Origin of the sequence: Vibrio sp. (assembly GCF_050299255.1) — a bacterium.
Classification (GTDB): domain Bacteria; phylum Pseudomonadota; class Gammaproteobacteria; order Enterobacterales; family Vibrionaceae; genus Vibrio.
In genome coordinates this window covers 1-10,996 of record NZ_JBNKVP010000002.1, presented here as the reverse complement: position 1 = coordinate 10,996, position 10,996 = coordinate 1, and the positions used below count along the sequence as shown (strand labels likewise).

Genomic DNA, 10,996 nt, shown 5'->3' with positions numbered 1-10,996 from the left:
TTCAGGCCTCTTGAGTGGGTTGATGAGAAGGTTCGGTTTGGCACAAGAACTGGCTGGCCAGTAACGCAATGGCCAACCACAGTCCGGCCATGCCTACGATACTGAGCAGGCCGTCCGAACCCATGGGCAGTGAGTAGGGGAAGCTGGCTGCGTCGAATTTGGCGACGGTTTGCACTTTGATCATGGTGAGCCAGCGCAAATACCAACCACAAGCCAGCGGCATGAAACCAGCCAGCAACAGGCCTTGCCATGAGAGGATTTTTTGTGCTGACAGCGTAAAACAGGCCACCAGTATGACCAGTGAGCCGGTCACAAAGGTGCTGAGACCGGTAATCCAGTCTGGCTGGGCAAGTATTTGCTGTGCGGAAGGGCTCAGTAACCACCAGGCCAGTAACAGCAGGTTAATCACGGTGCTGATTTTCAACACGCCAAGCAACCCCTGACCGCCAGCTACGCTATGCGCGGATGCAGGCAACAGACGCAGTAACAACACCGCTAGGCCGACAGCCACAGAGAACGAACTGCTGGTCCAAAGCAATGGCAGTGCCGCCTGATGCCATAGCGCACGGCTCTGCATTACTGCGACTTCGGCCCCGGTATAGATAGCGATGCCGATGCCGAATAATGCCGTTAACAGCGCGGCTTTTTGCAGCATACTGCCGGAAGTCTGCCACTGTCCCAGTGATAGCCGGCTGATTGCTTTCAACAGCGGCGAACTGCTGTGTGCCAGTTGTTGTAGTTCCGCGCGGAAGTGAAGCCAGGCCGTCAGCAGTGACAGGGCAGAAAAAAGCGGCAACATCAATGCACCACGCGACATCCACGACCATGGGGTGATGTGTTGATAGAACAGCCAGGCGCGGCCGGGCTGGTGTAAGTCACCGGTGAGGGCTATCGGGCCAACCATGGCTGAGATGGCCATCACCAGAGCCAGTGCAGATCGCAATGTGTAGCCAGAGGATTTGTCGGCATACTGGTAAGCGGCAAACAGTATTGAACTCGCATAGGCAGCGCCGATATAGAAAAAGTACTGCGGCGCCCAGGGGAGCCAGGCAACCTGCTGTGGCTGGATTAAGATTTCGGTAATATCCATAACTAGGCTCCTTTGGCTGCAAATACCATCGTCTGACCACTGATTTGCGATGTAAATTCGTTGGCTAAGCCGATGTAGAACACATGTGGCTGGGTGTTCTGTTCCGGTTTGAGCACCCGAATGTCTTGTTGATGTTCGGCGATCAGTTGGCTGATTTGACTATTAGGGTCATTGATATCGCCGATAACGCGTGCGCCGCCGACACAGGTTTCGACACACGCCGGTAGCAGCCCCTGCTCAAGACGATGAGCGCAGAAGGTGCATTTGTCCGCGGTCAGCGTTTCTTCATTAATGAATCGAGCATCGTAAGGACATGCTTGAACACAATAAGCACAGCCCACGCAACGTTTGTTATCTACCATCACGATGCCGTCTTCACGCTGGAAAGTGGCCTGTACCGGGCAGACTCTAACGCATGGTGGATTGTCACAATGGTTGCACAGCCTTGGCAGGGTAAATGTCGTCGCAGATTGGGTTTGGGTTGAACCATCACTCAGAGTGACCTGATACTGTTTGACTGTGGTACGGAACTGGCCGATAGGCGTCTGGTTCTCAATATTGCATCCGACAGTGCACGCCTGACAGCCAATACACTTGCGCAAATCGATCAGCATGGCGTAACGCTTGCCAGATATCCCTTTACGTTCGGGTTGTTGATTGTTTCGTACCGGCTCCGCCTGAATGGTGGGAATTAAGGCGGCACCAGCAGTAATTGTGCTGATTTGGCTGAGTAGCCGTCTTCTACTGGAATCCATATATCACTGCCTGTGGTTAGTTGATATCTGCTTACGATTGTGCGCAGCGACAACGGATCCAGCTATTGTGGTCTACCACATTATGGGTAATGAATTGATCTGGATTAATTTTTGTTTTATTTACAATGCCATCAGGTGCAAAGGTACGGCGCAGTTAATCAGCCAATCTTCTGGGCTGATTAGAATGAAAACGGCGCCCCAATTGGGGCGCCAGTCCAGGACAGTTACGAAAAGTGCTGGAGCGTTACTGATTTAACGCTTGCCATTCAGATTGGAGTTGTTGCTGCATATCAAGCAGCGGTTGGAACGGGCCATATTTGTGTTGTTCAGGAGTAAACATGGCTGGCAGACTGAGATTGTCACTGCCGTCACTGCGGGGCCAGTAGTTAGGATAAGCGGCATCGACGCGTTTTTTCATCCAAAGCGGCATACCATCTGGGCCGTAGCCTGTCCAATCATTGAGGTGATTGGCAAATTCAGGTCGAGCTTGCGAATTGATAAATGCGGTGACATCCCACGCTTCTTGATCGGTCAAATCCTCTTTCCCGTAAGGCATGTTGTTTTTGACAAAGCCTACCGCGGTGCGCAAGCGATACATGCCGGCACCATTGTTATAACTATTTGGGCCCCATAACGCAGGATAACGGAATTTTTCTTCATCTTCTTCCCAGCGTCCCTGACCATTGTCTCCATGACACGTGCGACATTCGTCCCGGTAAATTTCAGCCCCTCTAACCGGATCGGCTGCTCGTGCTAAATCTGGGATCCCAGGCATACCCTGACCATTTACATCTTGCCAGTCTGCGACCTGAATACCGGTATCTAACCACTTAAAGTACTCAACGATAGACAACATTTCGTAACTGTCTTCCGGTAGCGGCGAGCCCGCCATTGAACGTTGCATACAACCGTTAATACGGATTGGCAGTGTACGGTACTCGTTGGTTCTGGAACTATACTTACCGGCTCCGGCGTATTTTTGATAAGAGGTGACCCAAGGCCCCGAGTTGGGCTTGGTACCATTTTCAATGTGGCAATTGGTACAAGCGAGTTTATTACCGGTAAATTTCACCTGGGTTTGACTGCCGCCACCCAGGTATTTGTACGTTTCGTTCAGCAGAGTTCTGCCGTATCGAATCATATCCCCCTGCTGGTTATTGGGGATTGTCGATTCGGCGGGCTGTATCCAGGTCCCCTGATAGATCTGCTGGAATTCTTCCGGATCTGGTGAAGAGGCGTAGCTGGAAGTGGCAATGAGTAACAGTGATATGGGTAGGGCAACAAAACTGAATCTCGTCATGATAAGACTCCTGATTGGGCTGAGACAGAGTGATTGTTGCGCCAAAATAACCCTTAAGTATATTGTGGTTAACCACATTATTATCAATTATGTTAATGAGTTGAGGTGAGTATCTCTGAAAACTTCACTAAATCCGTTATCGAATTCAGGGCAAGTTTTTCCATCATCTTGGCTCGGTGTACTTCCACGGTTCTTACCGATATACACAATTGTTCACTAATCTGCTTGTTGATGAATCCCTGCACCACCAGACTAAAAAGCTCGCGCTCTCTGGTCGTCAGGGAATCATACTGGCGCTGGCATTGTTGCCTGCGATAGCAGTGTAAGCTCTGTTGTTGGGCTTTTTTAATACAGGGCAGCAACTCGTCGACTTTGACCGGTTTCTGGTGGAAGTCACACGCTCCTTTCCTAAATGCTTCGATTGCCATTGGCATATCACCGTGCCCGGTGAGAAAAATCACCTGCATACACGATGCTTCGCTAAGCAGTTGTTGATGCACATCCTGACCGGACAGGCCAGGCATCCGGCTATCTAAGATGATACAGGCGGGCAGGGTGGCATCAGTGCCCGCAAGAAATGCTTCTCCGCTGGCGAAACTTTCTACCGGCAAACCATAACCTTCCAGAACATAGCTGAGAGCATCGCGAACAGAGTTGTCGTCATCGACAATAAACACAGGTACCAGATCTGGCTCAGTCATGTATTTCTCCCGGTAATAAGCATTCGATTTTGGTTCCTTGTGGCACATTGGCGGAAATAGTGATTTCGCCCTGATGGCTATCGATAATACGTTTACAGATCGACATCCCTAACCCCAGCCCGTCGGTTTTGGTGGTATAAAACGGTTTAAACAGTTTTGCCAGTTGCTCCGCTGTCATGCCGACACCGGTATCTTTGATGGTTAAGTTTACAGTGCCGTTATCCTGAGTGCTTGCCACATTAATCGACAGCACGCGTGAGTCACTCTGTTCACGCATGGCGTCTAAGGCGTTTCGAATCAGGTTGATCAGCAACTGTTGAATTTCCAGCGGATCGATATTGGCGAATACCGGCAAATCGGAAGTGGTAAACTCAACTGTTATTCCGTATTTATTCAGATCGTAATCGACCAGCGCTAAGGTTTCTTTGATCAAATCATTAATATTGATGTTGTCGCGCACCTGGGGCTGCTGCCGGGCAAAATGGCGCACACGATTAATGATCTTAGCGCCACGCTGTGCTTCGCCGCTGATGCGTTTTAGCAATCGGCCTATTTCGTGATTGGCGGATTCACCGAACCGAATTTGTCCGCCTTCCGCAAAGCTGTTAATCGCGGTAAGTGGTTGGTTGAGTTCATGGGCCAGCTCGGTCGACAATTCACCCAGGATAGCAACACGCTGAGCGTGCTCCAGCAACTGCTGCTGACTGAGCAATTCAGCCTTTTTCTGCTGAAGCTGCTGGGTTCGTTTCTTGACCAGGTACTGAACCCAGATATGGTGGAAACCGCCTAATACGATCACCAGAATAATGCCGAGGCCCCATCGCCAGTTATTAATCATCCAGTTTTTCAGTGACTGCCACCAGGGTAGCTGCCAGGGGTGAATTTCCAGCTTGTCATACAGCTTATGGATATCGTAACTGCTTACCGGGACCGTCCAGCCGAGTGAATTGGCTGCTTGTGCAGGCAGTGAGGATTCTGGCAGGGCGAGCAGCATTTGTGCGACTCGTTCCGATAACTCAAGAGAAGTATGGCTCAGTTTAGCGAATGACCAGTTTGGATAAAGGTCAGTACTGGTCTGGCAATCGTAACCTTCAATCATCTTGGGCTGGATAACGCGAAAATCTTCAAGTTCAATCTGCCCCTCAATATTCATGGTTTCCAGCAAACATGCAGGAGCAACCGCCGCATCCACACGCCGGCTTTCTACCCAGTAAAGCAGTTGGTCGACCGGGAACCCGGAGTATTCGATGGAGGAAAAGTGCCGTGTTGGTTTGATGCCCTGACTCGCCATTTCCCCCCAATAAATCTGATAGCCGCCAAATGCCTGTGAACTGACCGCTCCCAGTTTGGCATTGGTTAAATCGGATAAGCTTGTAAAGGTGGAGTCTGACCGCACGATCAGGGCCGAGCCAATCACCGGCTGCCTGCCATTGCGCTGGGTGGATTTGAGTGTAGCCAGCCAGCTCATGCCGTATTTTGACCCGAGCCGGACGAACTGGCCTGGGTTGGTAATGATGAAATCTATCTCACCATCAATCACCGCCTGATTGAGCTGTTCAAGACTCAGTGGCTGCAGGATGAATTGATGGCCTTCAATTTTTTCAGACAGATAATCCACGGTGGGCAACCAGCGGGCAATGGCTTTCTGTTCGCCTCTGAATGCCAGCACACCAACCCGCTGCACCAGATCATCGCTGGCTGAATGAACAGGCAAGGGGCTACCAGCCACCATCAGTAGCAAGAGATGGAACAGCAACTGCCGCAGGCGGCGAAAAGATAAGGGTGACAACGCCCTGAAAGGTTTAGCTACGGATAGCAGGGAGCTGAAGAAATAGCCGTGCGGCACTTGGCGAGCGTGAGAACTAGCTAACATCACTACCTGTCATCCTTACTGCCGGGTGTAAGAGGAATATGGTTAGCCAAATAACTAACACAAATCATCGCGACCGCCTAGGAAATGGCGCGAGGAGTGTGAGTAGACGATATATGTCGATGTCAGATGATGAGCCAGGTATGTTCGATTGGCCGAACCAAACAAAAGGCACCCTGAGGTGCCTATGGAATTTGCGCGGATTATTTCTCTTCGTCCGGCAACTTAACGTTCAGTTCCAGTACTGAAATGTCGTCATCCTTATGCTCGAAGCTGAGATCGACCATGGACGGATCAACATTAACATACTTACCGATCACTTTGAGGATATCTTCCTTTAACTGCGGTAAGTAGCTTGGGGCCGGGTCATCATGACTGCGGCGCTCGGCGACGATAATTTGCAGCCTCTCTTTGGCGAGATTGGCCGACGACTTCTTCTGCGGTCGAAAAAACTCTAATAGTGACATGCCTGCATTAGCCTCCGAATAGTCGTTTGAAAATGCCTTTTTTCTGCTCGCTAAGGAAACGGAAATCTAACTCGCTACCCAACAAACGTGACACGGTATCATCATAGGCCAAGCCTGCGTCGGATTCTTGATCGAAAATCACTGGTACGCCGCGATTGGAGGCATTCAGAACCGCCTGGCTTTCCGGAATAACGCCGAGCAGCGAAATGTGCAGGATCTCTTCCACGTCTTCGACGCTGAGCATGTCACCGTTTTTCACCCGGGTCGGATTGTAGCGAGTCAGTAGCAGGTGCTGTTTAACCGGCTCCAGTCCCAACTCAGCGCGGCGCGATTTGGAGTCAAGGATGCCAAGAATACGGTCGGAGTCACGTACGGACGAGACTTCAGGGTTAGTAGTAACGATCGCTTCATCGGCAAAATAGAGCGCCATCAGGGCACCTTGTTCGATGCCTGCCGGAGAGTCACAAATAATGAATTCGAACTCCATCTCGGCCAGATCGTCCAGCACACGTTTGACGCCATCTGTAGTCAGGGCGTCTTTGTCGCGCGTTTGTGATGCCGGCAGGATAAACAGATTATCGGTTCGTTTGTCTTTGATCAGGGCCTGATTAAGGCTGGCCTCACCGTTGATCACGTTAACGAAGTCATACACTACCCGGCGTTCGCAACCCATAATCAAATCCAGATTACGCAAACCAATATCAAAATCGATCACTACCGTTTTGTGGCCTTTTAAAGCCAGCCCTGAGGCGATGGCGGCACTGGAAGTGGTTTTACCCACGCCGCCTTTACCTGACGTTATTACAATTATGCGCGCCATTATTTTTTCCTTTTTTCTTGAATGGTAAGCCGTTCTAAATGCAGAGAGTCTTGCTGCTGGTTGATCAGCACTGTTTGCTGCCAATATTCGGCCGGGATCTGGTCACTCAACCAGTAGCTGCCTGCGATTGAAACCAACTCAGCCTGTAAGTCATGACAAATTATCGAAGCCTGTTTCTGACCACTGGCACCGGCTATGGCCCGGCCACGCAATGTACCGTGAATATGAATCGACCCGTCGGCTATTACCTCTGCACCGGCGCTGACGTGATTAAGAATCACCAGATCGCCATTTTTGGCATACACCTGCTGCCCGGAGCGAATCGGGGTATGAATAATTTTGGTCGGCGCCATTTCAGCTGGCGCCTGGGCCGGGGATTTACTGGCCGACATCACCGCAAATCCGGCCTCTGCCGCCAGTGATTGAGTCCGCTTATCGCGACTGCCGGTAATGCCAACCGGAATCATGCCCGCGTCAGTAATACTCTGTTTCAAAGAAACGAAGTCAATATCCTGTGCTACATTGGCAATATTGATTACGATAGGTGCAGCAGCAAAAAATGCCGGCGCCTGATCAACCTTGCTTTGCAGAAATTGTTGGGTGGCTGAAATGTCATTGTCGGAGAGGTGTAGTACTGACAAGGTAAAACTACTCCCTTTTAAGTCAGGTGCTTGCGACATAGGTAGTCCGTATCTCCAATTAACGCATTGCCTAAAACCTGGAAGGTCATGTTATATTTCCTCCCTATGCACAGCAAGCAAACTTGCCGTCAGAACAGGCAACTGCTGCAATTTTTAGCAAAACGCTAACATTTCAACCAATCGCGGACGAAATAGTCAGTATTAGTCAGACAAATTCAATTAAAAGGCAACTCATGCTTTGTTCAATTTATAAAAGCTCGAAAAAGGAAGGTACCTATCTCTACGTGCCGAAAAAAGACGATTTCTCTCAGGTTCCCGATAGCCTGATGCAGATGTTCGGCAAGCCGCAATTTGTCATGGTTATCAAGCTTGATGGCCGTAAGCTGGCTCAGGTCGACATTGAAAAAGTGACAGCTTCACTCGAGAGTGACGGCTTTTTCCTACAGCTGCCACCACCACCAGAAAATCTACTGGAACAGTACAAAGAAAGAAAAAAGCAGCAGACCCAGACGGGTGACAACGAATAGCCAACGCTCTCAAGGGGGGCCTGTGAAAAAATTGATGTCAGTGGTGATCGGCTTGGCCATGACTACCAGTGTCATGGCTAATGAAGTCGAATTTAATGAATACGTTGAAGGAATCAAACAGCAAGCCAGAGAGCAGGGGATTTCCGAGACGATACTTCAGCAGGCGTTCGACCAGGTGGAGTACAAACCGAGAGCGGTCAAAGCCGACCGCAATCAACCGGAAAAACGCCTGACGCTGGATGAGTACATTCCAAGAGCGGTACCGGACTGGAAAGTCAATCAGGCCAGGCGGCTGTACAAAGAACATTACCAGGATCTGAAACGCATCGGTGAGCAGTTCGGCGTACAGCCGAGATTTATCGTTGCTCTGTGGGGAGTGGAGAGTAATTTCGGCAAATTTACCGGTGGTTACCGGGTAGTGGATGCGTTGGCAACCATGGCTTATGAAGGCCGCCGGGAAGCTTTTTTCCGCGGTGAAATGATGGCCGCACTGCAAATACTGGAGCAGGGCCATATTTCGCCAGCAGAGATGAAAGGCTCCTGGGCCGGGGCGATGGGCCAGTGTCAGTTTATGCCGAGCTCGTTTCTGGCTTATTCCACCGATGGCAGCGGCGATGGCAAAAAAGACATCTGGAACTCTCGCCAGGATGTGTTTGCCTCGACGGCGAATTACCTCAGCCAGTCTGGCTGGAACGACAGCTACACCTGGGGGCGTCAGGTACACCTGCCAAAAGGGTTCGACAAAACGTTGCAAGGGCGCGAGGATGGGCAGGGTAAGCTGCTGCAGGAGTGGAGCAAGCTGGGCGTGACCCGTTACGACGGCAAACCGCTGCCTAAGCTGAAACAGGACATTAAAGCCTGGCTGATCATGCCAGACGATGAAAATGGCCGCGTTTACCTGGTGTATAACAACTATAACGTGCTGATGAAGTGGAATCGCTCTTACTACTTCGCCCTGGCGGTCAGCCATCTGGCAGACAGAATCGTCTACTAATAGATTAAGTTTGTGAAATGAAAAAGGCTCCTATTGGGAGCCTTTTCACTTTGGTTAAAACCGACCGTTATTTGGCCTTTTTGGTGTGGAACTGCTCACAGGCCAGCATGGTGTTTTCAATCAGACTGGCGACGGTCATCGGGCCAACGCCCCCCGGTACCGGGGTGATAAAACTCGCACGCTCTTTGGCGCCTTCGTAATCCACGTCACCGGCCAGTTTGCCGCTCTCAAGACGGTTGATACCGACATCGACCACTACAGCACCTTCTTTAATCCAGTGGCCAGGGATAAAGTTAGGTTTGCCGACCGCAACAACGACGATATCAGCCTGACGGACATGGCTTTCCAGATCTTTGGTAAAGCGGTGGCAGGTAGTTGTTGTGCAGCCAGACAGCAACAGTTCCAGCGTCATAGGACGGCCGACAATGTTGGATGCTCCGACGATCACCGCGTGCTTACCACGCAGTTCAATGTTGTAGCGCTCCAGCAGGGTGATGATACCTTTCGGCGTACAAGAACGCAGTTTTGGAATTCGCTGCGCCAGGCGACCGACGTTGTAAGGGTGGAAGCCATCGACATCTTTATTCGGGTGGATCTGTTCCAGCACATGGGTGCTGTCGATACCAGCCGGCAGTGGCAACTGCACCAGAATGCCATCGATCTCAGGATCCTGATTCAGTTCGTCGACCAGGGCCAGCAGCTCTTCTTCAGTCGCACTGGCGGGCAGATCAAAGGATTTAGAGACAAAACCGACTTCTTCACAGGCGCGGCGCTTGCTGCCTACGTACACTTGAGAGGCTGGATCTTCACCAACCAGCACGACCGCCAGGCCAGGTGCACGTAAACCAGCATCTACTCGGGCTTTCACCCTTGCCGCCACTTCAGAACGAACGGTTTGAGAGATTAGAGTTCCGTCGATATTTTGAGCCGTCATGACATTCCTTAACGTGAGGTGACCAAATTTTCGCGCGCATTGTCGCAAATAATTTGACGAACATCCACAAGCAAACGTTTGCTTAGTTCTGTTTTTATGCAGTTAGTCCGGCTGTGGGGCTTTTTTAAACACTTAAATCAGAAACATAGACAAAGCCGTTGATTAAACTCATTCAGACCGTATAATCCTGTCCCCATAGCGCGCCCTTAGCTCAGTTGGATAGAGCACGTGCCTTCTAAGCATGTGGTCACAGGTTCGAATCCTGTAGGGCGTGCCATTTCTCCCCTCAGCACAGTCTTCCTCTAATAATCCACCTCAGAATCTCAACCTAAACACGCCTATTCCGTCGTGTATCGATCGTTATATTCAGATTCGAGCCCTGAATCACAAAAGTTATGTCGAGCTATATAAGGAAAGCCACCCACACAGCATGCAGGTGGCATTGTGTTATTCCTGACGAGTAAAGCTTTGCGAACATTGCACACCACTGTTGATAGTGTATTCATTGCTATCGCCAGACGTAACGGTCACATGATAAGTCCCAGAGCTACTGAATTGCTTGGTTCCTACTCGGTATTCCCATTGACCTGCATCAGTATTGTAAGAGAACTGGTTGCCGTCATTGGAGCTACCGACAGATTCCAGAGCCGCATCATCTGTGGTGCCATTACCGTAAACCGTGCTGTTGAATGTGACGTTGATGACAGGCGGGGCTGAAATGTCAGCATCTGTCATGGGGTAGCCATATTCGTCTGTCAGTTCCATTTTTACAGGAATGGTGCCTTTGGACTTTTTCTTGATGGTAATGTTGTCATCAAAAGGCTGGTAGAACCCGTCACAGGAATATTCCGGCACGGCCGGTGGCTGTTGGTCAAAAGTAACAGCGCGGGTTGTTTC

General features: G+C 50.5%; 12 protein-coding genes and 1 tRNA gene. 3 read left to right on the top strand and 10 right to left on the bottom strand.

What is annotated here, in order from left to right; translation table 11 throughout:
- Position 1: 1 nt before the first annotated feature.
- The 8 genes from nrfD to minC all read right to left on the bottom strand — a co-directional run bounded on the left by nrfD (position 2) and on the right by minC (position 7,683).
- On the bottom strand, positions 2–1,090 hold the full coding sequence (nrfD, locus tag ACQY6F_RS00960; RefSeq protein ID WP_428771548.1) for an NrfD/PsrC family molybdoenzyme membrane anchor subunit: 1,089 nt from the start codon (positions 1,088–1,090) through the stop codon (positions 2–4).
- 2 nt (positions 1,091–1,092) lie between these two features.
- On the bottom strand, positions 1,093–1,845 hold the full coding sequence (gene dsrO, locus ACQY6F_RS00955) for a sulfate reduction electron transfer complex DsrMKJOP subunit DsrO (protein WP_428771546.1): 753 nt from the start codon (positions 1,843–1,845) through the stop codon (positions 1,093–1,095).
- Between the two features lie 244 nt (positions 1,846–2,089).
- On the bottom strand, positions 2,090–3,145 hold the full coding sequence (locus ACQY6F_RS00950) for a c-type cytochrome (RefSeq protein ID WP_428771544.1): 1,056 nt from the start codon (positions 3,143–3,145) through the stop codon (positions 2,090–2,092).
- 92 nt (positions 3,146–3,237) lie between these two features.
- Positions 3,238–3,846 carry a response regulator transcription factor gene (locus ACQY6F_RS00945; RefSeq protein ID WP_428771542.1) on the bottom strand — a complete coding sequence of 203 codons (609 nt, stop codon included), beginning with the start codon at positions 3,844–3,846 and terminating at the stop codon, positions 3,238–3,240.
- Positions 3,839–5,719, bottom strand: a complete 1,881-nt coding sequence (locus tag ACQY6F_RS00940) for a sensor histidine kinase (RefSeq protein WP_428771540.1) — start codon at positions 5,717–5,719, stop codon at positions 3,839–3,841. The genes ACQY6F_RS00945 and ACQY6F_RS00940 overlap by 8 nt, the downstream gene beginning before the upstream one ends.
- 200 nt (positions 5,720–5,919) lie before the next feature.
- Positions 5,920–6,183, bottom strand: coding sequence for a cell division topological specificity factor MinE (minE, locus tag ACQY6F_RS00935; RefSeq protein WP_428771538.1), 264 nt, complete (start codon positions 6,181–6,183; stop codon positions 5,920–5,922).
- 7 nt (positions 6,184–6,190) lie between these two features.
- Entirely contained in the window at positions 6,191–7,003 is an 813-nt protein-coding gene (gene minD / locus ACQY6F_RS00930) for a septum site-determining protein MinD (protein WP_428771536.1), read from the bottom strand.
- Positions 7,003–7,683, bottom strand: coding sequence for a septum site-determining protein MinC (gene minC / locus ACQY6F_RS00925; protein ID WP_428771534.1), 681 nt, complete (start codon positions 7,681–7,683; stop codon positions 7,003–7,005). Before minC ends, minD begins: the two co-directional genes overlap by 1 nt.
- A 194-nt stretch (positions 7,684–7,877) precedes the next feature.
- On the opposite strand from minC, the gene ACQY6F_RS00920 reads away from it, so the two are divergent.
- Positions 7,878–8,171: a YcgL domain-containing protein gene (locus tag ACQY6F_RS00920; protein WP_428771532.1), complete on the top strand. Its 294-nt coding sequence runs from the start codon at positions 7,878–7,880 to the stop codon at positions 8,169–8,171.
- 22 nt (positions 8,172–8,193) lie between these two features.
- Positions 8,194–9,165 (top strand): lytic murein transglycosylase, encoded by a 972-nt coding sequence (locus ACQY6F_RS00915; protein WP_428771530.1) that lies wholly within the window; start codon positions 8,194–8,196, stop codon positions 9,163–9,165.
- A 67-nt stretch (positions 9,166–9,232) separates the two neighbouring features.
- Here the strand turns inward: ACQY6F_RS00915 and folD are convergent, their stop codons facing one another.
- Entirely contained in the window at positions 9,233–10,099 is an 867-nt protein-coding gene (gene folD / locus ACQY6F_RS00910; RefSeq protein WP_428771529.1) for a bifunctional methylenetetrahydrofolate dehydrogenase/methenyltetrahydrofolate cyclohydrolase FolD, read from the bottom strand.
- A gap of 200 nt (positions 10,100–10,299) precedes the next feature.
- Here folD and ACQY6F_RS00905 point away from each other — a divergent pair.
- Positions 10,300–10,376, top strand: a tRNA-Arg gene (locus ACQY6F_RS00905).
- Positions 10,377–10,546: 170 nt separating this feature from the next.
- On the opposite strand, the gene ACQY6F_RS00900 is transcribed toward ACQY6F_RS00905, so the two are convergent.
- The coding region (locus ACQY6F_RS00900) for a PxKF domain-containing protein (protein ID WP_428771527.1) at positions 10,547–10,996 on the bottom strand (450 nt) is incomplete at its 5' end.